This window comes from Clostridium sp. CM027 (assembly GCF_024730565.1).
Classification (GTDB): Bacteria; Bacillota; Clostridia; order Clostridiales; family Clostridiaceae; genus Clostridium_AD; species Clostridium_AD estertheticum_B.
Genome location: NZ_CP077725.1, coordinates 3,131,414 through 3,158,078, shown reverse-complemented (window position 1 = coordinate 3,158,078; position 26,665 = coordinate 3,131,414). Strand labels below are relative to the sequence as shown.

The window sequence follows — 26,665 nt, the reverse complement described above, 5'->3', positions numbered from 1 at the left end:
AGCCGATAAAAACTACCACCATTTAAGTATATACTTAAATGGTGGTAGTCCTTAAAATTGCTCAATTTCTGAAATAAGCTCTAGAAATATGCTGCGTCACAACTACTATGGAGATTCAATAATCCCTATCTTTCTGAAGTAGTTGTAACATTAAGCATATTAACTATAATTTCCACAAACGTAACTAAAACCATCAAAATATAATTGTTTTCTAAGAATAATATACTTTCGCCCGACCCTAAGTAATCACCCTATGTTATTAAAATCGGAATAATTAGTACTCGTATACCACCGTTTTTAGCGGTTTAGTTCTACAATTCCTTCACGACGAAAAACTACCAAAATATAAATTTTAGTAGTTCTTATCTCTGGCTGCCTCCAAGTTTTTTTGTTTCTATCCTTCGCTAAGTCTCTAAACTCTGCAACCTAACTTTATATCTACTAAATCCGCGTCAAATGTTCCATTTCCGACTAGCTTTCGTGCATCCCTCATATATCATTTTATCCCTGGTTTCTAGCCCGTTACAGGGTTTGGAAGTGATGCGGATAAAGTATGTTGCTAATGGGCCTTACTTTCGTTTGCTCCTCATCCTACGCTTAAACCTAATGTTACCATTTCGGATCCACGGAGTAGGTATAGGCAATTGGTTGAATATTGCCCGGTAAGATTTCCCTACTATATATTATCCCTGTGGGCTCTGCGGGGTGGGGGGAGGATTGCCATTAGCTAGCTAGAAAATCACACGCCCATTGAATATAGGAGTGTATCCTATAAATATCCTACTATTTATTTGCCCCACTCATCTAATGCTGTAACCTTTATAAAATTCTTAGGTTCGTTTTCATTGCTTGTTAACGGGCACATCATTACGCTTATAGTGGTTTTATTAGTTTTACTTAAATGTATAGCTAATTTATTTTCGTTATTTGTAGCTTGACCCTTAGGATGTGGCGAAGAAGAAAGAGGCTTAGCCTTCATAAGCTGAAAATCCCCTTCAGAAGGAGATAATATACCAACCCATAATCTTTTTCCATTCTTAGATAATATTAAAGATTTTTTATCATTACTAGTTTTAATATCCGCTTGCGTATTTGCAAACCACCATATATCAGAGCTATTTATAGTACTAATTTCATCTTGTATAAGTATCTGTCCATTATCCTTATACATCTTTATTCCTCTCTTAATTGAGACTGCATCGTTTTTATAAGCATCTGTTAAATTTGCAATAGCATAAGTTTTTTTCTTATCATTTTTAAAGGAAATTATTTTTGTATCTGCCTTTACGTTTTGGTCAGGCTTACTATTAGGATTAAGCAATAATGTATTGTGACTCTCTGCACGTTTCCTGTAATACTCCCATCTTTCACCTTTATATCCCATATTAAAATATCCTGGAAGATTATAATCATCACTTCCTAAATCATCTATCCACCTTACACCTAATGTTTCATATACAAAGGACCCAATATCTAAATCTCCATGACTTAAGCCATTTTTTCCTGCTTTAAACCCTATAAAACTGTCATTAGGTTTCATTAAAGCAGTATGCATAGCCACTAGTTCAACATTTTTAAAATATTTATCTTGAATTTTAAGCCCTTTGATCTTTGTATTTTTTTTACCCCAAATAAAACCCATAACACTGCTATCCTTTAAGTCTGTTGCCTTATTAAAATACCAAGCATATTCTGGCTTATTAAATTTATTTGCAAGCCAAAGCATTACCGGAGACTTATTCCTAGACATCTCAGCATCTGCAAAATTAAATTGACCATTTACCCCTTCCAAATAAATTGGGAAATCTCCCGTATTAGAAAATCCAGGGTACTTTGATAAACCAAAATCATTTCCTAATGCTGAATCCAACGCTGCTATAAAATATGCTGTATAAGTAGTTCCGTAGCCCCAATAACCAGGGCCTTCATACCAGCCTCCATCCGGGTAATAATTTTTCAACATGTTAGGTAATGACTTAATCCCTGCTTCTAATATCTCTCCTGAAAGCTTCTCGTATTCTTCCCCTTCATCTGCTATTGCAAGTGCACCAATACCTATTCCTGCATTACAAACACCGTTCCAATTACTATCCCCGACAACCCACCAAGTTTTTTTCCTGTATAAATCAAGTGCAGGCTTCAGTCCTTTATTTACTATTGCATTACGAATAATCGCCTTTTGCTGCTCAGATAAATAATCATATAACCAATCATACCCTATAGCCACCGCATTTGTCATTTCAGCCGTAACTAAAAAATGCACAGTATGCCAATCCTTAAAAGCATATTTTTCCTGATTAGGATTTTTACCTGAAACAGTTTCAAGCTCAATCCACGCACGCTCTGCATATTTGCACTCACCTGTTATTTTGTACATAAAAGATAAAGTCTGGACTCTACCCAATACCTCCCTGCTTACAGAGAGGAGTCTCACTCCATCAGAAATCTCGTATTTTACTGGAGACTCGTTTAAAATATAGTCTGCCTTTTTCCTTAAACTTTTAAACCTTGATGCAACCTCTTTATTACTAGCTATCTCTGATTTAATTCTTTCAAAATCATCATTTGAAGCTAATATTCTTGGATGTTGTTTGCTTTTGTTTTCACGCTCTAATAGTTCAATAATCTCTGATGCAACTGGTTGACTTTTTTCAATATCTTCATTTGTATCAAATATTTTTAGACTTTTAATTAATAAAAAAATCAAAGTTGTAACAACGCATACTACTAGTAATAAAATGGATTTTTTAAATATTGCGTTTTTCATATTTTTTATTTAGTGTGAGATTATATAACGAGTACATAACTACACTAAATATTCACTTCCTTTATTTTTATACTTTTTTATGTAAGTAATATGCTGATAAATTTATTATTAGATATTTTTATTATTACTGTTCAATAATTTTACTTTACGCTTAAATACATTTTTTAACATCCCCATTCGTTATGTTTGTAAAATTTAACAATGTAAAACTTATCGAACCCTTAGACCACTATTTACTACGAGTAGTCTTGATTTTTAGTAATCTAGCTCATTAGCAATTCTTAAAATAAGACTTAGAAGTCGTATTTGTTATATATTAAAAATCCAATAGCTCAATTTTTTAGCTATTGGATTTGTTTATTTTTCTACCTATATTTTGCCCTGCAGTCGAACCTCTTTGCGAGTGAGTTTTGACTGAGTTTGCTCCTATTTATTTTTCATTGCTACAAGCTATTTCTTCATATAGCCCACTAAAGTTACCATTATTTTTTAAAGATTGAAGATACTCCATGAATGGAACTTTTAACCCATCTCTTTTTAATGCAAACTCGACCGTTGCCTCAAGAAACCCTAATTTATCACCTACGTCATATCTACGTCCTTCAAATATGTATGCATACATATCTTGCTGTGATATTAACGTCTTTAGAGCATCCGTTAATTGAATTTCCCCACCTTTACCAGGTTTCGTGTTATCTAATATATCAAATATCTCAGGAGTTATAATGTACCTCCCAAGTATCGCTACATTTGAAGGTGCTACATCTACTTGTGGTTTTTCAACAAGGTTATTTACCTTGTATACTCTATCACTAACTTGAATTCCATCAACTATTCCATATTTATCAACATTACCCCTAGCGACTTCTTGAACACCTAATATTGTTGTTTGCTTATCTTCAAAACAATCTATAAGTTGCTTTAAACACGGAGTTTTAGCATCAACTATATCATCACCTAGCATGACAGCAAAAGGTTCATTGCCTACAAATGTTCTGGCACAATTTATAGCATGTCCAAGTCCTTTAGGTTCCTTTTGTCTTATAAAGTGTATATTTACCATGTTCGATATATCTCTAACCTGCTTAAGCATGTCATCTTTATGTTTATTTTCTAATTCTAATTCTAATTCTACTGATTTATCAAAGTGATCTTCAATAGATTTTTTATTTCTTCCTGTAATAATTAATATTTCTTCTATACCTGCAGCAATAGCTTCCTCAATAATATATTGCATTGTAGGCTTATCAACTATAGGTAACATTTCTTTAGGTAGTGCCTTTGTTGCAGGTAAAAATCTCGTTCCTAGCCCTGCTGCTGGTATAATAGCTTTTTTAACTCTCATATAAAATATCTCCTTTTTCCCTTAAGTTATTTTCATACGCATTGGGATTGTTTTTATGCCTTTCCCATGCTGTTCCTATGATAGTTTTAAGTGAATTATATTAGGATTCCAACCTAATTCATTCTTAGGGTTGATGCTAGAAGCTATAAGTATTGCTACTTCAATAAATTTTGTTAGGTACCATCGCTGGCTTCCTCCAAGTTTTTTGTTCTTTTCTTTTCTCATGCTCTAAAACCTTTAACCCAACCTTACCTCTACTAAATCCGCAACAAATATCCTACTTTCACGCAACTCCATTTTTTTGCTGTTCACTCCCCCCAGGAAGGACATTATGAGGAGCTTACCTTAAACTTATTAATTGTATTAGTTAAGAAATTATTCACCCTTTTTATTTGCCGAAATATCACCCTTTTAGTTTACCGTAAGCAAACTTGCTTTTCGCTCTTATAAATATTGATTGAATTAGAATTTTTTCAGATTTATTAAGTCCTAACATCCAAAACACTAATAGGTGAAGTGTCGTAAATATGACCCCAAATAAAAATATGTCTATATAGTTAATAGGATTAATAAATTTAACTACCATGTATCCTATACCTAAACATAATATAGTTGGTAAAATTAGGTTGCTTATATTTCTCCAATAGTATCCCATGTCTAAATTCAATTTGAATTTATAATATAAATTGTTTAATAATGAATTTATAATCATACCAACAGCTGTTCCTAATGCACACCCAATAGCCCCTAAACTTTTAACTAGAATTAAACTTAATATTAAATTAAATATTGCTACTCCTAAATAAATAAGAGCCTTAACTCTATGTTTATTCATTGCCTCAAGCATTGTTGCAAATAAAGATTGCACAATAGAAAGCATTTGAGGAATCATTAGAAGTATCGCTATATAATATGATAGATCGTAACCCTCTCCTGCCCACATTAATATAAATTGCTTTCCAACTAATATAAATCCAATTAGTATAAATGACGCTATAAAGAACTGAATTCTAGATATTTTAACTAGTATATTCATTAATTCTTTCTTATTTTCTTCTTTCGCTACTAATTTCGTAAGTTTAGGTAAAAACATACTACTAATAACATTAGAAAATGAAATAAAATACCCGTTAAATTGACTCCCTATAGAGTAAATAGCTATAGGTACTGCACCCACGAGCATTCCCAATATAAACTGATCCGTACTCCAATAAATTCTATAGGCTATAGCTGATAAGAAAATAAAAAATGAGTACTTAAATATTTGTGTAAGTATTTCTTTATCAAACCCTTTAAATTTCAATTTTACTTTTAAAATCTTGAAGCAATAGATTATATTAATAATTCCTAGTAAAATATTAAATATAGTTGAAGCTATTAGCATACCTAATGCTTTTTGCCCTAAAAATAATACACATACCATAATTAATGGATTTAATACTGCTCTTATTAATGCTAATACTTTAGTGAACACAAAACGTTCGTTTGCCATTATTATTCCACTAAAAACATTTAATGGGAATGCAAAAGATAAATTAACTAATGCAACAATAAACATTAATTTCAATTGTTCTATTTCCGTTATACTTAACCCCTTAGCAAATATATCTCCTAAATGAATATATATAAATATCCCTATAACAACGCATATGACCGCTATCAGGCAATACATCACTAAGAACATTCCATTTATTTTTTTCAATCCTTCATCATCATTTTTAACAATATACTTAGAATTATATCTTATAACTGCATTCCCAAGTCCCATATCTAATAGGTAAATATAAGCTATTATTGTATTTGTTAATGTAAAAAGTCCATACTCTCCGCGCCCCAAAGAAGATAGCATAATCGGAGTATATGCTAATGATATAAGATTTCCTACAAGTAGTGTTATATATGATATTATTGTTGCTATTTTTATATTATTTTTCATAATTCCACCTTTAAATTCTGATAGTTTAATATTATTTTTCTTTAATGAGCCTAACCAATTTATTAAAATATTCTTCTTTAAAATTAGTTTCATCAAATGTTGTTAAATTAATTAGCTCTTCTATTTCATTATTTATTGTATTAAATTCTAGTTCCTTAACAAATCTCATATAATTTATACCTTCAATCCATTTATAGCTTTCTATGATTTTATGGTCAGCAGATCTTAAAATTATACATGGTGTTTTAGTTATAAATGCAAAGATCATTCCATGGAGTCTATCTGTTATTACGACCTTAGAATTTCTAAATTCATTCCACATATTAAATAATTCTTCTTCTCTCCTATTACTATCTATTTCCCTATCTACTACTGTATCAGTCTCCACTACGTTATCGTATTTTAACTTTAAATTTACAATGAAATTATCCTTTTTATTCTTCCAATAACTTTCTTTATCACTTCTTAAACAAACCATTATATTATTTCTATTGGAATTCACTTTAAAAATATTTTCTAAATAAAATACTATATCTGGAACTTTAAATGATTTAACATTAAAAATTTCTTGCATCATAGAAAATGTTTTTTCCTCTCTTGCCAGTAACATTAGTTTATTATTTTTATTATATATTTTTTTCATTTGTCTTAAATGTTTGTCCCCTACTTTATCATTAGTAAAGCTTAATGTTGTTGGCATAGATACAACCTTGCACTCATCAAATTTTTTAATAACTAATCTTCTTGCATGTTCTTCTCTTAAATATAAATTCCCCATGTTACCACCACCTTGTATGGCAATAATATCATCTTCATTTACTATTTTTTTTATAGATTTAGCATATGAATAGAATTCATCTCTTTCAAATTGAAGAAATCCATAATCTTTAAAATTCTCTTCGAAAAATTTTTTAGTTGCATATGCTATAGCTTGATCACCCATATTACCGTAATTGGGAGTTAAACAAAATAACACCTTTTTCGTTTTTTTATATTCTTGTATTTCTTCAAGTTTTTTATTACCTAAATAATAATTTTTAATTAACAAGGTTCTTTCTTTAGCATATACTACTGACTTTAAAATGTTTTTTATCCTCTTTTTCATATATCTCTCCCAATCTAAATTTTAAAAATTATATAAACTTTTAACTAATGTATTTAAGTTATAACAATGTAAAATTAATTTTATTTTAAAGCAATTATATTTTATAAAACTGCATTTTTTGTTTTTATAAAATATATTTAACCCTTCTTTGTAAATGTCTTTCTTAATTTTATCCAATATATATTTTTTCATAGTTCTAAATTCTGTATTTGACATATGTTTTTTACTTGAATATAGCATAATTATCAAATTTTTTACTGATAGAAAATACATTTCTTTACTACTTTGAATTATACATTTAGTATATCTATTTTCTTCAAAAAACTTCATCATACTTAAAGAATTATCAATTAAATCTACATTTCTTACATTAAATTTTTTTTTGGTTATACTATTCATATTACCTTGATTATAGCAATACAATTTTTCATTAATAAATGATATTTTTTTACTATTATGTACTAGTTTATAAAATGTAGCAACATCTTCAAATAATTTTCCTTCTGGAAATAAAATATTATCAAATAACTTTCTATTATAAATTTTATTTTGTGCGTGTGATCTAAAATATGTATTATTTAAATATTTTAATAATGTTTGGTTTTTATCTAATATACCAAAATCTTTAAATTGAGTATCACTTACATCTATCCCATTTAAATCATATTTCATGTCACATATAACTATATCTGAATTATTTTCCAAAGCTTTTTCAAACATCTTCCCATACATATTAATATCAATATAATCATCACTATCTACAAATCCTATAAATTTCCCTTTTGCATTTTTTATCCCTAAATTTCTAGCAGAACTTAATCCTCCATTTATTTTTTTTAAATATTTAATATTAGAATACTTTTCTAAAAATCTTTTTATAACTACTTCACTATCGTCTGGTGATCCATCATTTACTATTATAATTTCAAAATTCTTTAGTGTTTGATTAACTATACTATCTAAACATTGCTCTAGATACCTTTCTGTTTTATAAACCGGAACAATAATACTTAAATTTATATCTTCCATGTTATCACCTCTCTCATAAATCTACTTAATTCTAATATAGTTAAATTAATTATTTATTTATCTCTATAATATTGTTTGAATTATTTAATAAGTAATTTCTGCAATAGCTTCAATAAGATGTTCTCGACAAATACAATTTTTTTTAATAGAAATACATCGTAATTATACTATTTATCTGCTTTATATACTTGTACTAAGTTAGATAAATTTAATATTAAAAATGTAAAAAGACAAAATATAATCATCTTATCACCACTTGTTGATAGACCATTAAATGTATTCACATCTAAAAAAACAATTAAATAGCTAACAATTAAAAAATAATGTTTTCTTTTCATCAATGTTATAATAGGTATTATCATAATAAAGATATACATCATAATTGTAATTAAAATTCCTAATTCTAAAGAAAACATCCTCATCGGATATTCAAATGCTGCTGATGCCCAATCTGTATATGAATTTAATTTAAATGTAAATCCTCTTCCATACCCTGCAAAAAATTTAATTGGAAAAATATTCATAGATTGAACTTGAATCCATTTTTCACTTCTTCCAGTAGTTAAACTTTCTGAAGTAAATCTAGAAATCAGGGTGTCAAAGAGTCCCGTCTGAAATGCAATAATAATTCCACATATAATTATAAGTGTTTTTTTTATTTTATTATTACATTTAAATAATACAATAATACCTAAACATAAAAGTACAAATCCTGACTTGCTTCCAGTAAATGCTATGCCAATAATCGATATAATTAGTATCCATATGGGGCAACACGCTTCATTAAAGTACTTATTATATAAGATATTTAAGACAAAGAACATTAGATATAATTCTGTATTGAACAAAGGATGTCCCATGAATGAATATAATCTTTTAGCATCTCCTGATACACTACTTAACAAAATTTGTTCTTGTGTCCTCTGACTCATAAACTTACTGATGGCAATATTAATATTAATATTAAATATTATTTCTAGTATTCCGACAACAGTTATAATGATAATTATTATATTTAGTATTAATATAGTCCATTTAAATATATCTTTTAATATCTGCTTATCAACTTCTATAATTGTTAATGATAAGGGGGTAAGAAACAATATAATAACAGTCCCTATATTCATTATATTGTTCTCATAAAAAACAGCTGTACTCATATAAACTAATATAGTTATAAATAAAAAAATAATCTTTTTTTTATTAATTCCTCTAAAATTATTTATTATCAATAAAACCAAACTAACTATTCCCATCATATTAATGGTAAACATTTTCTCTCCTAATATACTTCTTAATTCCTGCGGAAAAACAAAAAGTGATATAAGTAATAGCATAAATATTTTTTTATTATTCAACTGTGTTTTCCTTTTATCTATGTTCATCTTATCCATTCCTCATTTAATATATTTATTGGAATTATTGTTTTCGAATTATATATTTATGATTTCATTCCATTGATTTATAATAATGTCTATACTGAAATCATTAGCTCTCTTTATAGACTCTTTTGACATTTCTTTTCTTTTTTCTTCATTTTTAATTAAATTTACCATCATTTTTGCTAATGCATCAATATCCCCACGTGGGACTAAGATTCCATTTTGATTTGGTCTATTTATAATTTCCTTAGGCCCCGAATTAGCGAATGCTATAACTGGTAATCCACATTCCATTGCTTCTGTTATAACTAGACCAAATCCTTCCCATCTAGAAGCTGAAACAAATATTGAAGATTCTAAGTATTTTTTTTTAATTTTTTTTGTAAAAGGCTCCATACTTATTTGATTTCTTAAATTTAAAGTCTGTATTAGTTGGTTTATTTTCTCTTTATCTGGACCATCACCGACAATTTTCAACTTCCACTCTTTATTATTTACAGCTACCTTACTAAATGCTTTTATAAGTAAATCAAATCCTTTTTGTTCTTGGACTAATCTGCCTACGCATATAATATTTTTATTTCTGCATTCTGCCTTACATTTCGAAATAAAACTAAGAGGATTGTATATCCTTTTACAATCTATATTTAAGTGATTTTTCATTTTTCTTTTATCATCTTCTGTTAAAACAACATACCTATCTAATTTATTTATATACTCTTTAAATAATTCATCTTGTCTCCAATAGTAATTGTTTCTTGTTTTAAAATATGCTTCATAAGAATTATGCTGCCATCCAATGGTTTTCGCAGCTAATTCATTTGAAATTATTGCAACTAATAAACTATAATACCCTTCTACCCCTATAACAACATCATATTTTTTTGAATTCAGATACTCTATAAAATTATTTCGCACCTCGTTAGGATAATAAATACCCAGTAATACATTCTTCATTTTATTATTATTAAAAAATCCTGTTATACTATTTATCTTTCTGAAAATCTTTCTTACAACTTTACTAACAACCTTTTCAGAAAATAAGTTACCATTTAATTTAACATTCACTTTAGGACTAAGGTTATATAGGTCTCTTTTTATACAAATTTCATCATTTGTACATAATATGTCCACTTCACAATTTTCACTTAATTGATTCGCTAACACAGATACAACTCTTTGCACTCCACCCAAATTAAAAACTGTATTTGTTATAAAACAGATTTTCATATTAATTATCATTCCTTTCATGCCATTTTGAACTTTCTGTCATAATAGGCATTCTTAACGAATTATAAATATGTTAGTTTTATATTTCGCTATTTCTAAACTAAATTATTTAGTCTATTCTTTAAAATTTCATAAAAGGCTTTTGATTAGTTTTCATATCAGAAACAACATACAAAATTATCTACATACCGCATAATTTAGGCCTCGCCTTATACTTTATGATGGAGTTGTAACACCCTATATCTAAGTAACTCCTTATAACAATTATGTTATCTATACATATAGCTGTATTCAAAAAATGAGCAGTTTTTATTTTTTATTTAAAAATTTCATGTGCTTTTTCAAATAATAATATACTAGAATTTTTAACCACATTTTTTTATTCACTAATTTTAAAGTTTTCATTTCTACATATAATTCATTACTGAGTTTATTCTTAATATATAATTTACTTAATCTAAAAGAAAATGATACTTCCACTTGTAGAATTTGATAACTTTCTAATTTATAGTATAAGCTTCTACAAAAATCACGTAACAGTTTTTCTCCTTTAATATTCTTTATTCCCCCAGCACTGATTCTTATATTAGAATGTTCATTATATCTTAACAACACTTCTGGAACTCTATCTACTTCATATCCTTTATTTAACAATTTTATAATTACCGTTGAATCTTGCTTACATGGAACATCGGTAAAATTTTCAACCTCCAAAAGACACTCTTTTCTACATAGCCATTGTGATGTTGCTGCGATACAATCATACATGGCATCTACTAAACAATTTCCTCTGTAATCGTATCTATATTCATATAATTTTTTATTATTTTCATCATAACTATCTGTATAACAATATACTAAAGCTAATTTTGGATTATTGCTTTCTTTAAATAAATTAATTTGTTTTTCTAACTTTGTTGGATAGTATTCATCATCATCATCTAAAAATGCTATATATGCGCCTTTTGCATTTTCTATTGCTACATTTCTAGTTAATGAACCGCCCATATTACTTTCGTTAATAATATATTTAATATTATTATGGTTTTTATATTTTTCCATTAACTTTTGTACTTGTAGTTGCCATAGAGAATTTAATCCATTATCGTCAACTACTATAATTTCGATATTCTTATAAGTTTGATTTAAAACACATTTGATTGATCGCTCTAATTCTTTTTCCCGTTTATATGTGGCAATCACAACACTAATAAGTTCTTCCAAAATGACACCACTCCTCTTTACATTTGCATGTTTTAAAATTTTTTAATTATTAAACTTAGAAAATTATTCTATAATCGTCTTATAAATACAATTACAAATCTGATCGTCTTAAATCATGTTTAACAAAAAAAATTCACCTTTCCTTTTATGTATTTTTTTATTCTATTATAATTTTGAAATCCTACTACACTTTTTATCATTGTTATAATTCTAATTTTTATGCGATGGCTTAAAGTAATCCATGTCCCTTCAAACCAATGAATTGATATCGTATCTTTTGTTATATTTGGTTTTTTACCTCCAATCTTAAAAGGCGAAAAGTATTCTATTGGATAAATGGCAAGTTTATTATCATATAATTTTTGCATTTGATTGTTTTGTTTCATTCCGTATTTTAAAAGTATATCAGTAAGAACTCTAACGTTTGTTACACTATTTATCTTACCGTTTACTGTAAAATGCCTATTATTATATGTAAGTAGCCACTCGTTTATGAGTAAATTCCCCTTTTGAGAGCCAATCACAGCAGTTGAAACTAATTCTTTGTCTTCAAATCCTACAAAACCTTCTAATTCTAATAAATTATTGAAAGGTTTTAGGATTTCAACATCCGTATCCATATATATACCACCATAATTAAATAAAACAAATAACCTAGCATAATCAGCAACAAAAGCATATTTTTTAGAAATATATGCCTCTTCTACATATGTATTTGCATGTATATCAAAGTTTTCTTCATTCCATTCAATAATTTCATAACCATGTAATTTTTCTTTCCAACTTTGAATGCACTTTTCTGCTAACTCCGATTTTTTCCCTTTTCCAAACCAACAATAATGTATTGTTTTGGGTATTTCAGATTTTTTCATCATGATCTCCTTTTACTTATCCTTTCCTACCAGATCTATACATATTTTTTCAAAACCTTTTACAAATACACTCGTTGTACTATTATAATCACAACTCATATTTTCTACTTTTTTATCATAGTTAACTATAACATCTCCAAGCAATTCAATATTATAAACAGCTATAATTTTTTGATTTTCTTCTAATTTTTCTGTAAATTTTACTTGATGATTGTCTACATGTTCCTTAAATTCTTTTTGTCTAGGTACCACAACCGGAATTTTATTCAATTGAAAAGGCAACATAATACTACCTGGTCCACCATGTGTAATTACTATTCGCGCTTTTTTAGTTAGTTCTAACATTTTATCTGATGTAATCATATCTTTATAAGAACAATACTTAGGAGTATATTTTGTATATCCTGTTTGAATAAATACCTCTTCTTTAATTATTTTATTATTAACTAATTCATCAATTTTTTCAACTAATCTATCAAAACTTTGTTCATGTGTACCTACTGTTACAAAAATCATTAAATAATTCCCCCTATATTTACTCCTTTAGGATAAAATTTCTTTTGTTGTTCCCATTGTAAAATAAATTTGTCAGTTACAGGATATACTATTTTACCAGTCAGTGTTGGTAAGTCAATTCTATCATATACCTCTATATAGACAGTTTTTGCACCAAATAGTTTACCTAAATAAAAAAATGGAATTGCTGATGCCCCACCGGAAGATATAATTAAATCTGGTTTTTCTTTTTTTAAAATTTTGAACGCAAGAAATGTATTTTTAATTAAGTTTTTTATATTTCGATTGCTTGGAAAATAACACCAATATTTCTTTTCATCTTTCAGTAAAGATTGTGAATCCACCTTATCAAAGGTAACCCAGAATCTTTCATTATTTTCCCAAAATTCTTTTAATAAATATAAATGTGTCAAATGTCCACCACTAGAACCTACCAAACATATTTTCATAATAATTTATTTCCTCCTACTTTTTTCAAATAAATTAACTATCTCTATTTCACCTTTTATATACCTCATTTTATTAGCATAGAATAATGGCATATTTAATTTCTCATATTCCAACATTATAATAATTTTACATTCTAGTAACAGCTGCTTCCTCTATTCCTTTAGTTGATAGATTTAAAACTTCTTTTCTCCCTACAGAATGATACTCTATTTGTCTTTTTTCTATGTCTGCTGTTTTGTAACAATTTCTACCATCAAATATGATAGGAGTTTTCATTAATTTTTCATACACTTCTAATTCTAATGATTTTATTTCATTCCATTCAGTAAATATAAATGCTAAATCTGCATCTTTTAATGTTTCTTCCGGAGTGCTTACATATTGTATTTCATTAGGGTAAATCTTTTTAAAATTTTCTACTCCTACTGGATCATAAGCAACTATTTCTGCTCCTTCATCTAAAAGTCTTCTTACATTTGGTATTGATGGAGCTTCTCTTAAATCATCTGTTCCCGGTTTAAATGTTAATCCTAAAACCGCTACCCTTAATCCTTTTAAACTTCCAAGCCTTTGTTTTGCTTTTCTAAAAAGCTTATATTTTTGATTTTCATTAACTTCTATAGTTGCCTTTATCGTTTTTAATTCATATCCATTATCATTTGCTAGCCAATGAAGTGCCTTTGTATCTTTGGGAAAGCATGATCCACCATACCCAAGTCCTGCATTTAAGAATTTTTCTCCTATTCTTGGATCATAACTCATCCCCTTTGTTACATCCTCAATATCTGCTCCAACTATTTCACAAAAATTTGCAATTTCATTTATAAATGATATTTTTAAAGCTAAAAAATCATTAGAAGCATATTTTATCATTTCTGCACTTCTTCTATTAGCTACAACTATTGGCGTATTAAATCTTTCATATATCTGTTTCAATGTATCTCTTGCCTTATCTGATTCCACACCAATTACTATTCTGTTAGCATATAAGGTATCTTTAACTGCTGTTCCTTGTGCTAAAAACTCTGGATTTGAAGCAACTTCTATATGAACGTTATTAACTAAATGTTCTCTTAAAAACTCTTCCACCTTATCATTAGTTCCTATTGGAACTGTTGATTTAACTACAACTAAGCAGTCTTTTTCAATACTTCCTGCTATCTGCTCTGCAACCTTATACACATAATCTAAATTAGCTGAACCATCTTCTCTTTCAGGAGTTCCTACTCCTATAAAGATAACATCTGCATCTTTATATGCATTTTCATAATCTGTAGTAAAGTCTAATCTTTTTGCTTCATAATTATTTTTTAAAAGTTCATCCAATCCTGGTTCGTATATGGGTGAAATCCCTTGTTTCATTGTTTCAACTTTTTTTTCATTAATATCTACGCACGTTACATTATGACCAACTTCTGATAAGCATGCTCCTGTAACTAATCCTACATACCCAGTTCCTGCTACAACTATCTTCATAAATCTTTACCCCTCTTTTCTTCATAAACTTCTTTACAAATTATTTATTACTAATTATCATTTTGTAATTACTCAAACCTTACCTTGCCCCCTCATCTCCAAACAATACTCCCACTGTTTTAAAGATAAGACTTAAATCTATCCATGTATTTCTTTCTTCTATATACTCAACATCCATTTCCATCCACTCTTCAAAGCTAATATCACTTCTACCCCTAACCTGCCAATAGCAGGTTAACCCTGGTTTTGCAATTAACCTTAGTTTTTGGAAAGATGTAAACTGTGTTACTTCTTTTGGCAGGCTTGGTCTTGGCCCCACAAGTGACATGTCTCCCTTTAATATATTAAATAGCTGAGGTAACTCATCTATACTTGTCTTTCTTATAAAGCTTCCTATTTTAGTTACTCTTGGGTCTTCTTTCATCTTAAACATAGGTCCTGACATTTCATTTTTTGTTTTGAGCTTGCCCAAAAGACATTCTGCATCTATACACATAGATCTAAACTTATACATTTTAAATTGCGTACCATCTTGTCCAACTCTACTCTGACCAAAAAAAACAGGCCCCTTAGAATCGAGCTTTATCCAAATGCCAACAATAATCATCACTGGGCTTAGAAGTATTACCCCACATAAAGCACCTATAATATCAATTATTCTTTTAATTATAAAATATCCTACGCTTTTGTCATACTCGCGGACAATCTCTGCCTGTGTAACTTTTGAATTTCTTTCTAATTCTTGCATTTATGTTCCCACCCCCATTTTATTTTCCCAAAATTTCTATCCCCAAATAATAAGCAAATTGCCAATTAGAATTCTTCCAATTTCTACAAAATGTCCGTGTCTTATTGTATAACTTTGTAAGTTTTATGTCAAATTTTAAACTCACCACTTCATTGATTTACTGTTCGCATACTCCGAAATACATCAAATCATTACTTATTTTACAGTTTTTGAAAAACGCAATTACCTTTAAATCGTTGTATATCAATGGTTTTTCATTCTACATCTATCGACCTTATACATTATTTTATAATCCTTTCACTTTATATATTGTAAAAAACCGGTCAATTTATTATCATTTCTTTTATATGATTAAATCCCCTATTAATATACAATTTTATACATTTAAATGTAATTTAACCACAAAATTGATTATACCATAAAATTCACACTGTTTTCCCCATTATCTTCAAAATAAAACAAGAATGCTAAGACTTTTGATAAAATCCTAACATTCTTATTAGCTTCCATATAGATTCATCCTAAAACGTTGTTGCCTTGTACTTTCTTAGCTCTTATATATTATTTTTCAAAACTTCGCACAAAATTTCAGAGCAGCATATATATTTAGTGAAGGCAAAATAAAAGAAAGGAGTGACCAACATGGCAGTTGTATCTACAAAGGTATCAAGCGCACTAAAACTCACTATGAAAGTAGGGGTCGACATCGATGGTAATGACAAATTCGCAACAAAAACACTAGGTAATTTAAAAGTTACTGCAGAGGATGAGGACATTTTTGCAATAGGAAAAGCTATATCTAACATTAAAACTTATCCATTATTTACACTAGACAGACAAGACCAATTTAGCTTAGTTATGGAATAGTTTTTCAACTTAAAATTTAGAGTTAAATTAAATTAAATAATTAAAAGGAGGAAAAGACATATGCATAAATTAGTTATGAGATTTTTAACATCAATAGAAGGTAAATATTTTACTTTAACCGTAGATGACATTAAAGCTGACGAAGAGGGAGTGCCAACTATAAAAGAAGCTGAGGTAAATGCTCTTATGGAATTAGTTATTGCAAAGAACATTTTTGCATCAGCCAGTGGCAGCTTAACAGGCAAGAAAGATGCTAAAGTAGTTACTACTGATACTAATGAAATTGAAGTAGCTTAGAAAGATAGTTTCTCGCACTAAACTGGTATCTATAGAACAGACACTTTGAAAAAAGTGCTTGATCTATAGGTGCTTTTTTGCATGTTTTATATGAAGCTATTGTTCCATAGGTTAGAGTTCCATACTATAAAAAAGCTTCAGTGAGCGTTTTTTTTAATCGAATATCTAGCATATATCTTATAATATGCTAGATAAAAAAATCCCAAGCCTATTAAAGAACCTCCGAAGTCTATTAGCACATCGCTTACTGATGAGCCCCTACCTAGAACAAACATTTGATGGTATTCATCAGTCACTGCATAAAATAGACATATAAACATTATACAAAATAACGCATCCCGTCCTTTAAGTCCAAACAAAAATAAAAAATTTGCAACAAACACTGCTAATATACCATACTCAATTGCATGTGCATTTTTTCTAATAAGTATATTTATTTTTTTATCTCTTAAACTTTTAGGTAACACGCTGGGTTTCGCCTTAGTTAAATCGTTTTTACCCTCCAAAGTATTCTTATTGTTTCTTATAGATTGAACAATTTCATAACTTCGCAAATTTGACGATGAACCAGGTTTAGAAGAATTATAAAATATTAATCCCATCCATAATAAGCATAATACAATACTTAGTTTTCTCAATATATCACCATCCAATATTCCAATAAAGTTTATTATATCATATTTTAATATAATATTTCTAATTTTAACATTTAATAGCGGCTGTGAATTTAATATTCGCAAAACTCTTCCGACTTAACTCCTAATCCAAATCTATAAAGTATTGCTGCCACTATTCTCTCCGATGCTCTTCCATCTCCATATGGATTAATAGCTTTAGCCATTTTTTGATATTCTGCTTTATTTACAATTAACTCATTGGCCATATTATAGATATCATCTTCAATAATTCCAGCTAATTTAACAGTACCAGCTTCAGACGCCTCTGGTCTTTCAGTCTCTGTCCTTAAAACTAATACTGGTTTCCCTAAAGCTGGAGCTTCTTCTTGTAAACCTCCTGAGTCCGTCATAACCATATAGCTTCTATCTATCAAGTTATGCATGTCTTGAACATCAATTGGATCAATCAAATAAATTCTTTCCTTATTTCCAATAATCGAATTAACAGTTTCTCTAACTGCTGGATTCAAATGAACAGGATAAATAAATGATACATCTCTATGATCTTCAGCTAATCTTTTGATAGCATTGCAGATATTTTCTAAAGGTTCTCCGAGATTTTCTCGTCTATGAGCCGTAACAACAATATATTTACTTGAATTAAAATCAATTTTTTTAAGTATTCTATTTTTAAATTTATAGTCTTTTCTTACAGTATGTTTGATTGCATCAATAACAGTATTGCCTGTTAAATAAATATCCTTATTAATGCCTTCACTTAACAGATTTAACTTATTTGTTTTTGTAGGTGCAAAATGCATCTCAGCTATACTCCCAGTTAGTTTTCTATTCATTTCCTCTGGAAATGGTGAATACTTATCAAAAGTTCTAAGTCCAGCTTCAACATGACCTACGGGCACTTTGTTATAAAATGCTGCTAATGCTCCTGCAAAAGTTGTTGAAGTGTCACCATGAACCAGAACAATTTCTGGTTTAAGTTCTAGGATGACTTCATTTAATCCATTAAGCGCATCGCTGGTTATTGTAGTTAACGTTTGCCTTTGTTTCATAATATCCAAGTCATAATCTGGTTTTATATCAAATATTTCCAACACTTGATCAAGCATCTCTCTATGCTGAGCTGTCACACACACGTAGCTTTCTATTTCAGAGTATCTTTCTAATTCTTTAACCAGCGGTGCCATCTTGACAGCTTCTGGTCTCGTCCCAAATATACTTAATATTTTGATTTTATTCAAGAACATCACCACATCTTTCTATAATTTATAAGCATTATCAAAAACACAAATATTTTTAGTATCAAGAACTAACTTATTCTTGATTAATTTCATATTATCCTTAATATGATTATGAGCTACCATAATAACTAATATTTCTATTTCATTAATAAAATCTTCAAAGTCCATAAACTGATGATCAACAATTCGAGTTTTAACAAATGGATCAAATACTTTTATACCGAATGCTAAATGCTCATCCATTTTCTCTAAAAGTTGTAATGTTGGACTCTCTCTTGTATCATCAACATTTTCTTTATATGTCAATCCATATAAACCAACTTTCGAAATATCCTTAATACCATATTCTCTCATTATGTCTCTAATTCTACCTAACACATGAGTTGGCATAGAATCATTAATCTTTCTTGCAGATAGAATTAAGCTTGTTAAATCAGGATAATCCCCCACTAAGAACCATGGGTCAACTGATATGCAGTGACCACCTACACCCGGTCCTGGTTGTAAAATGTTTACCCTTGGGTGCATGTTGGCAGTTTTAATGATTTCATAAACATCCATATTGTCTACTCTGCAAATTTTAGTAAGTTCATTTGCGAAGGCAATATTTATATCACGATACGTATTTTCAACAACCTTGGACATCTCAGCCGTTCTGATGTCTGTAACTATTATTTCGGATTTACAAAAACTAGAATATAATAATTTTATTTTTTCACCGATTTCCTTAGTATCAGCACCAATTGTTCTTGAATTAAATTCAAGTTCATGAATCATGTTTCCAGGTATAATTCTTTCAGGAGCATGAACTAAGTGAACATCTTTTCCGATTACAAGTCTTCTCTTTTCAATTTCAGGACGAACATACTTATCAATTGATCTCGGCGATATCGTAGACTCAATAATTATTATCGAACCTTTTTCACAAACATCTAACACATTATTTACTGCTGAAATAACATATTTAGGGTCAATCTTTTTACTTTCTTTGATGTATGGTGTAGCAACAGCAATTATATAAGTATCTGTTTTGATATATTCAGTGGTAAACTTGATGCCATTTATTAATGCGTCATCAAATAACTGACCTAAGCCCTTTTCTTCAAAAGTAAGTCTCCCTTCACTTAAAGTTTTTACCAACTCTTTATTATAATCTGTCCCTATTATGTTCACCCCATTTTTAGCAAACATTAAAGCTGTTGGTAATCCTATATAGCCTAATCCAATTATATTAATTTTTGACATGATTGTCACTCTCCTTACTCAATTTATACATAACAATAATCATATTACTATGCATAATCATATATAGTAATGAAATTAATAGTAAGAACTGCTCGATTGGTAAGTTTCTAAAATAGGAAATTAAATATACAGCAAATTCTCCTACAAGCAATATACTTTGTAAAATTAACTCAATATGTTGCTTATTTGATACAATAAAACTTGTTGTGAGTGATTCTGCAATAAGCCTTAAACAAAACATTGGTGCAAGTAATCTCACATACTTCCCGGCTGTTTCCCACTCCGCTCCAAAAAACAAAGAAAATATCCAAGGCGCTAATATAGCCATCAGCATAATCATAGGAATAATAATGATTGATAACACTATTATTGTTTTTCTGAATGTTCTTTTATAATTTCCACATTCCATTATTTCTTTAACTGCGCTATCGAAAAATACCCTTGCGATATTAGCACTAATTACAGAAAAGGGGATACCCAAAACACGATATGATAATGAATATAATCCTAACTGTTCTGTAGAATAAACACTTTTAATAAAAAGATTAATGCTAGAATATATTGAAGTAGTTATTAATGCAGAAGATGCATTGTAGATAGGTTGTTTTCTATGTTTTAAAAAAGATTTTTTAATTGCCTCAAAATCAATTTTTTTAAATTCTCCCATTTTCTTTCGAATATCTTTTGACTGACGGCCTAAACCGACAAATGAACTTACTATTTGAGAACAGATTAAACCCGGTATTCCAACATTAAACAAACCACTTATAACCAGCAAAGTATTGTTAACTCCTGATTTAATCACCGTAACTGATGAAATCAATTTATATAATGAGTTCTTGTTGTTGTGCGCAAGTAGAATATTATTTAATCCATATGCTGCTAGCAAAACAGTTATTGCGCAAATACACATCCACAATGAAAACCCAGAATAGTCACTTCCCATAAAAACCACTCCATAAACAATTCCAATAATTACGCTTAATGGTATAAAAAGAAATAGACATAGTTTCATAACAGAATAAGTATCTTTTTCAGTTTTTGCTACAACAATGGCCATATCATATTTCAAACAGATAACAGGCCCAAACAATGATACAGCAGTTGCTACCACTGTATAGGCTCCTAACTGTTGCGGTGTAAACAGCCTAGTTGTAATTGGAGATACAATTATAGAAATAACTTGCGCTATTAAAGATCCACTTGCCAACATAGAAAAAGATAGTAAAAATTTATTCGCTTTAAATCTATTCCAAAGCTTTTTCATTTTAAGTAATAACCTCACTATTAATAATTTTCAGTATTTCACAGGCTATTTTTGAGTTATGCTTGTCAACAGAGATACTTGAAACATAAGATTCAACCCGTTCTTTATAATCACCCATATTGTTGCTTACTTTAACAATCCCTTTATAAAAACAATCATCAGACTCTCCTATACCGTACTTTGCACAAAAATCCTTTAGCGGTAAGTTTTCAGTCGTTACAATTGGCAGCCCTTCAGCTAGATATTCATATACTTTTCCTGAAGCACAATACTTGTTATTCAAGTCGTTTTTATGATAGCTGACTATACCAATATCGCATCTTCGAACAATATATCTTAGTTCTGGTAAAGGGACTTTACTGATTAACATTACATTAGTCAGATTATTTGTATCAATAATGTATTGTATAATTCGCTTATCTTCATCAGTTCCATCTCCAATAATATATAATCCATAATCGTTTGGAAGTTTTGTCATAGCAGAAACAAGTTTATCTGTAGTTCTCAAAACTGATGTTCCTCCAGTACTTACGATATTTACTTTATATTTAAAGCAATTACTATATTTTTCATCTAATGATTTTTTATCATACTGTCCTGTTAGAAATCTAATATTTTCAAAGACTAGTGGTAATGTTTTTAATTTATATTGTTCAAACATAATTTTCGACCGATAATCATTAGCACATAATACCACATCAGATTTCTTCATTAGAACAGTCTCAAATTTACAAAATAGTCTGCCAGATATGTTTTTTATATCTTTATAAAAATAGAGTTCTCTAACATCTTGCACTATAAATTTTGGTTTAAAAAGTTTTCTAATTATTAAAGCAGGTATAGATGCAAAAAGGTTATCGGAAAATAAAATATCAATATTTTCAATTTCCTTTGCAGATTTCAAACAAGTGAATAGAAAAGAAATATACAAGCGCAAACTCAAATATTTTGATTTATTTATATTCACTATGTTTTCTTTAACATTACTACACTTACTACTACCACAGCATACTAATGTAACGTCACCTATTTTTTTTGCCACATTATATATTTCTGTGAGTCGACCATCATACTCTTTTATTCCATATGAAATTAATAATATATTCATTTATTAAATCCCCCAATAGTCTTTATGCACTTTGAGCATTCGTCTCTAATTGTTAACGTTATTCGATTAGAATTATTCTTAAATAACTTTGCTACAAAGTATATTAAACCTGCAGTAAAAAGCATAATGGTAGAGAGGCTAATTAGAGGCGGTGTGTTAGCATAAATATTAGTAACAAATCTAATTAAAATATATCCAATGATATAAGTCATTTCATATGAATTTGTTTTATTAAAATATTTTTCTAATTTAATTGAAATAAATATATTTAAGCATGCAATTATTGGTGAAAATAACGCTCCAAAATAAATATAGCCATAACCTAAGCCAGAGATAACATGACCGTTCGCTTTACTTACTCCATAAATAAATGTGTTAAAGTACTCTGTTGTCATCATCATTTTGTTTTTCAATAAAAAACTAACACCAAATATTGAACGCCCAAAATCATAAAACATATTCATTATATTTAAATCCGTTACCTTTTTTAATTCAATTGTGACTGCTAGATTTTGTGTTCCAAAGAAATAAGCTTGCAAGTTTTTAGAGATAAATTCTAAATTTACATTATTTGCATTCAGTGCAGCTGTATATGAACCATAATAAGCTACAGAAAATTGTTTATATATAGTCATAACAAAAGCAACTGATATTGCAGTTATTACTATATAAGTAATTATTCTCTTTCTATATTTTTTAAAAGCTCTAGTCAAAATAAATATTACTACTAAACAAGTATATAATTGTTCAGATCTTCTACCTCCGATAATAATCCCCACATTAATAATTCCAACAATTATTGCATAATAGACATACCGTTTTTTTCCTTTTGATTCATATCTATTTTTACAGTAACTTACACTCCAAACAAAAAAGAATATCACACCGCTTTTTATAATATATCTTAATAAAAGAATGGGAGTGCTTGTAATATCAACAAATGCATCCGTTTTTTCAGTCGAAATGAAGAACAATTTGATTATATTCAAGTTTCGACCAATTAATAAATACAAACTTAAAGCTATGAATATGAATATTAGATAAATATATTTATTTCCCTTTAATTTAAGTTCATCATTTGGTCTTAATGGAACTTTATTAGATAACACCATAATCCATAAGAAAAAGCTAGTAATAATTAGCTCATACGGCACGAGCCATATAGCTAATTCAATGGACCCAGTAAAAGTTTTCATATATGAAATACCATTATATACACCCGATAAAGAACTGACAATTGGTATTAATACACATCTTATCCATGATAACAATATCGTAAAATAAACTGTTATTTTAAATTTTTTATATCTAATTAAATTTGAAAAAATCAAAATAAATACAATTAGGAACGTTAGTGGATGTATCCACAATAATTGATATCCATCAGCAACTGAGTTTTTGGGTAATATACAAATAAGAACTCCACTTATAGAGCTTATAATAATTGTAAAATTTATTAGAAATTTTTTCATTTTAATCTTCCTCTATGAAAAGCTTATTCATTAATAAATCTAGCTTTTTATGACCTTTTAATATAACTTTTTTGAACTCTTCACAGTTCTCATGAATTTCGTCTTGATTTAGCTTACGATACCAATTATACAAATTATCGCCTAAATTATTAAAGCCATCTTTTTCTATAGCATACCCAAAACCATATTTACATGATATTTCTTCCATATATGTGTTTTTGAATACTAAAATAGGAACATTAAGATAAGTTGCATAATACAATTTAATGGATAATGCAGTATCCAAATTAACCTCTCCTACTCCATATAAATTGTAAATAATATCTGCATCTTGAATTAATCCAGCTGTCTCATAAGGTTCAAATCTTCCAGAACAAAATACATTATTTATTTTTTTTTCTTTAGCGTAATTTACAATAAGTTCAGAACCTTCTCCATAAAAATTAAGTTTAAATCTACTATCATTGCCCAGGTAATCAATCAATCTATAGCAATTATCATATAAACTCATATATCCAATATAAGTAATATTAATTGGCCCTTCCGCGTCTTTTAATTTTGTATGAGGAGCAGAATCAGCCAAGACTTTCATATTCATGCTATGTATTATTACATAGTCGAACTCAGGTAAATATCTTTTAAATCCTTCGGATGACAAAGTAGAAAACGCTGATGAATATACTGCACTTTTTAGTTTAAACTTTACTATTGGATTACCTTGAAAGTAGATATCTCTAATATTTAAACAATACTTTTTATTAAAATGCTTTTTTAAAATATTTGAAAACATAAATGCCGTAAATATATTCCAGGATATAATAAAGTCATATTTGTTTTTAAGTAATATCTCTTTTGCAAATTTTTTAAAACCCCAATAACTAATTAATTTTCTAAAAAAGGACCATTTTCGCTCTATATTTAAATCATATTTGTATACATTTGTTGCGTTATTATTTTCTTCAGCATTATACTTATCAATATAGATTAAATCATAGGGTATATTGTTTTTATCTAAAAATTCAGTATACAAACTAACTAATGTCATATGTTTTAAATTTACTGTACTCAAAATGCATATCTTTTTCATGTATATGTTCCTCCATATAATATTTATATATATATTTATTGTAAGATTTAAGTCTTCACCTAATTTCTCTAATATCAGTATTTAAAATTTTTCAGTAATCTTTCCTGAAAATAACTCAATAAATTTAAGGGTATTCGTATTTCTCCCATAATACTTCTTCCCAAATTCATGTCCAATTTTAGCCAAACTTTCACGCTTTTCTTTATTTTTATATAAATCAAAAATTGCATCTGCCACTGCTTTAGGATCATCGTTTGGAGCTGAGATCCCCATTTCATTTTCATTGAACATCTTATAATAATCAGAGTCATCATCCACCGAATTCACAATAGTCCTGCTACATGCCATAAGCAATCCAGCCTTACTTGGCACAGAGTTTCCAATTATTCCTTTCTTCAAAGGAATTAAGCAAATCGAGCAGGTGCTATAGACATCTGAAACCATATCCTGTGGTTCGAGTGGATAAAAAACTATATTATCTAACCCACGTTTTTCTTTTTCTCCTATAAAAGCAGCCCTCTTACTACCTTGGCCTATCATCTGAAACTCTATATCTTTGTAACCTTTGAGTAACTCCGCAACATTTAAAACCATTTTGTAATCAAATACATATCCCATTGTTCCTGCATATTGTACATAAAACTTATTCTTTTGAAGATTATATTTCTTAACAAAACGATTATCTTCCCATTGAACTTCATGTACTGTTCGATCATCAAACCAGTTTACTATTGAAAAAATTTTCTTAGGTGGAACCCCCTGCTCCACCACTTTCATTTTCATGTCTTCAGAAATAACTGTTAATATATCACTATTTTTGTATGCTACTTTTTGAATTTTATAAAATACCCATTTAATAAATCTATTGTTTATAACACCACTACTAACAGCACTACCTGGAAACATGTCTTGCACACTATATAATATAGGTTTTCTCATAAATAATTTCAAAAGAACAATTGAAAACACTACTGTGGGGCAAGACTGAACAAAGACTGAATCAATATCTTTCATCTTTATCCATATTTTAAAACATTTGAAAGCATATAAAGCCTCCTCAAAATACCTATGAATAAAAGAATTTTTATTAATTATCTTCCTGTTAATAACAGTCATTTCAAGATTACGTTTATTTTTCAATGTATCAGGTATTTCACTATTAATTTTTTTTCTTCTACTCTGTATTAAATGAATACTAAATCCACTATCGAGTAAGTCTTCTATTAATGAACTAACTAAATGGTTAGATGGACCTGGTGTGTCAAATCCTTCCGTACTTATAAACAATATCTTTTTCATCGCTTCCCCCTTTAGCTAGTCACAACAAGCTTATGCATTTAGAGTTATGTCCTTTTTATTATGAATC

Annotated in this window: 24 protein-coding genes; 2 read left to right on the top strand and 22 right to left on the bottom strand. The window is 28.7% G+C overall.

From position 1 onward, the window contains the following. Positions 1-787: 787 nt before the first annotated feature. The 14 genes from KTC92_RS15000 to KTC92_RS14935 form a co-directional block, all read right to left on the bottom strand. Positions 788-2,767, bottom strand: a complete 1,980-nt coding sequence (locus KTC92_RS15000; protein WP_220286384.1) for a heparinase II/III family protein — start codon at positions 2,765-2,767, stop codon at positions 788-790. Between the two features lie 430 nt (positions 2,768-3,197). Further along, positions 3,198-4,112, bottom strand: a complete 915-nt coding sequence (gene galU / locus KTC92_RS14995) for a UTP--glucose-1-phosphate uridylyltransferase GalU (protein WP_220286383.1) — start codon at positions 4,110-4,112, stop codon at positions 3,198-3,200. 75 nt (positions 4,113-4,187) lie between these two features. Beyond that, positions 4,188-4,337, bottom strand: coding sequence for a hypothetical protein (locus KTC92_RS14990; RefSeq protein WP_220286382.1), 150 nt, complete (start codon positions 4,335-4,337; stop codon positions 4,188-4,190). Positions 4,338-4,515: 178 nt separating this feature from the next. Beyond that, positions 4,516-6,141 (bottom strand): lipopolysaccharide biosynthesis protein, encoded by a 1,626-nt coding sequence (locus tag KTC92_RS14985; RefSeq protein WP_258280613.1) that lies wholly within the window; start codon positions 6,139-6,141, stop codon positions 4,516-4,518. Then, a complete protein-coding gene (locus KTC92_RS14980; protein ID WP_220286381.1) occupies positions 6,080-7,153 on the bottom strand; it encodes a polysaccharide pyruvyl transferase family protein in 1,074 nt (357 codons plus the stop codon). The genes KTC92_RS14985 and KTC92_RS14980 overlap by 62 nt, the downstream gene beginning before the upstream one ends. 21 nt (positions 7,154-7,174) lie before the next feature. After that, complete coding sequence (locus KTC92_RS14975) at positions 7,175-8,182, bottom strand: glycosyltransferase (protein WP_220286380.1); 1,008 nt, start codon at positions 8,180-8,182, stop codon at positions 7,175-7,177. A gap of 167 nt (positions 8,183-8,349) precedes the next feature. Further along, complete coding sequence (locus KTC92_RS14970) at positions 8,350-9,567, bottom strand: hypothetical protein (RefSeq protein WP_258280612.1); 1,218 nt, start codon at positions 9,565-9,567, stop codon at positions 8,350-8,352. A gap of 48 nt (positions 9,568-9,615) precedes the next feature. Further along, a complete protein-coding gene (locus tag KTC92_RS14965; protein WP_258280611.1) occupies positions 9,616-10,815 on the bottom strand; it encodes a glycosyltransferase family 4 protein in 1,200 nt (399 codons plus the stop codon). Between the two features lie 288 nt (positions 10,816-11,103). Beyond that, positions 11,104-12,018, bottom strand: coding sequence for a glycosyltransferase family 2 protein (locus KTC92_RS14960; protein WP_220286377.1), 915 nt, complete (start codon positions 12,016-12,018; stop codon positions 11,104-11,106). Positions 12,019-12,137: 119 nt separating this feature from the next. Beyond that, positions 12,138-12,890 (bottom strand): glycosyltransferase family 32 protein, encoded by a 753-nt coding sequence (locus KTC92_RS14955; protein WP_220286376.1) that lies wholly within the window; start codon positions 12,888-12,890, stop codon positions 12,138-12,140. Positions 12,891-12,902: 12 nt separating this feature from the next. Beyond that, a complete protein-coding gene (locus tag KTC92_RS14950) occupies positions 12,903-13,406 on the bottom strand; it encodes a glycosyltransferase (protein ID WP_220286375.1) in 504 nt (167 codons plus the stop codon). Then, complete coding sequence (pssD, locus tag KTC92_RS14945) at positions 13,406-13,855, bottom strand: PssD/Cps14F family polysaccharide biosynthesis glycosyltransferase (protein ID WP_220286374.1); 450 nt, start codon at positions 13,853-13,855, stop codon at positions 13,406-13,408. Before pssD ends, KTC92_RS14950 begins: the two co-directional genes overlap by 1 nt. 127 nt (positions 13,856-13,982) lie before the next feature. Further along, on the bottom strand, positions 13,983-15,332 hold the full coding sequence (locus tag KTC92_RS14940) for a UDP-glucose/GDP-mannose dehydrogenase family protein (protein WP_220286373.1): 1,350 nt from the start codon (positions 15,330-15,332) through the stop codon (positions 13,983-13,985). A 79-nt stretch (positions 15,333-15,411) separates the two neighbouring features. Next, a complete protein-coding gene (locus KTC92_RS14935; protein ID WP_220286372.1) occupies positions 15,412-16,080 on the bottom strand; it encodes a sugar transferase in 669 nt (222 codons plus the stop codon). Between the two features lie 642 nt (positions 16,081-16,722). On the opposite strand from KTC92_RS14935, the gene KTC92_RS14930 reads away from it, so the two are divergent. Next, a complete protein-coding gene (locus KTC92_RS14930) occupies positions 16,723-16,947 on the top strand; it encodes a DUF1659 domain-containing protein (protein ID WP_165413853.1) in 225 nt (74 codons plus the stop codon). Positions 16,948-17,007: 60 nt separating this feature from the next. After that, positions 17,008-17,244, top strand: a complete 237-nt coding sequence (locus tag KTC92_RS14925) for a DUF2922 domain-containing protein (protein WP_220286371.1) — start codon at positions 17,008-17,010, stop codon at positions 17,242-17,244. 137 nt (positions 17,245-17,381) lie between these two features. On the opposite strand, the gene KTC92_RS14920 is transcribed toward KTC92_RS14925, so the two are convergent. The 8 genes from KTC92_RS14920 to KTC92_RS14885 all read right to left on the bottom strand — a co-directional run bounded on the left by KTC92_RS14920 (position 17,382) and on the right by KTC92_RS14885 (position 26,598). Further along, positions 17,382-17,984, bottom strand: coding sequence for a VanZ family protein (locus KTC92_RS14920; RefSeq protein ID WP_309137231.1), 603 nt, complete (start codon positions 17,982-17,984; stop codon positions 17,382-17,384). Next, a complete protein-coding gene (gene wecB, locus KTC92_RS14915; protein WP_290441251.1) occupies positions 17,972-19,120 on the bottom strand; it encodes a non-hydrolyzing UDP-N-acetylglucosamine 2-epimerase in 1,149 nt (382 codons plus the stop codon). Before wecB ends, KTC92_RS14920 begins: the two co-directional genes overlap by 13 nt. An 18-nt stretch (positions 19,121-19,138) precedes the next feature. Continuing rightward, positions 19,139-20,365, bottom strand: coding sequence for a nucleotide sugar dehydrogenase (locus KTC92_RS14910; RefSeq protein WP_220286370.1), 1,227 nt, complete (start codon positions 20,363-20,365; stop codon positions 19,139-19,141). After that, positions 20,352-21,632: a lipopolysaccharide biosynthesis protein gene (locus KTC92_RS14905; protein ID WP_220286369.1), complete on the bottom strand. Its 1,281-nt coding sequence runs from the start codon at positions 21,630-21,632 to the stop codon at positions 20,352-20,354. Before KTC92_RS14905 ends, KTC92_RS14910 begins: the two co-directional genes overlap by 14 nt. A 1-nt stretch (position 21,633) precedes the next feature. After that, positions 21,634-22,740: a hypothetical protein gene (locus KTC92_RS14900; RefSeq protein WP_220286368.1), complete on the bottom strand. Its 1,107-nt coding sequence runs from the start codon at positions 22,738-22,740 to the stop codon at positions 21,634-21,636. Next, a complete protein-coding gene (locus KTC92_RS14895) occupies positions 22,737-24,212 on the bottom strand; it encodes a hypothetical protein (RefSeq protein ID WP_220286367.1) in 1,476 nt (491 codons plus the stop codon). The genes KTC92_RS14900 and KTC92_RS14895 overlap by 4 nt, the downstream gene beginning before the upstream one ends. Position 24,213: 1 nt before the next feature. After that, positions 24,214-25,299, bottom strand: coding sequence for a hypothetical protein (locus tag KTC92_RS14890; RefSeq protein ID WP_220286366.1), 1,086 nt, complete (start codon positions 25,297-25,299; stop codon positions 24,214-24,216). An 81-nt stretch (positions 25,300-25,380) separates the two neighbouring features. After that, complete coding sequence (locus KTC92_RS14885) at positions 25,381-26,598, bottom strand: glycosyltransferase family 4 protein (RefSeq protein WP_220286365.1); 1,218 nt, start codon at positions 26,596-26,598, stop codon at positions 25,381-25,383. Positions 26,599-26,665: the final 67 nt, after the last annotated feature.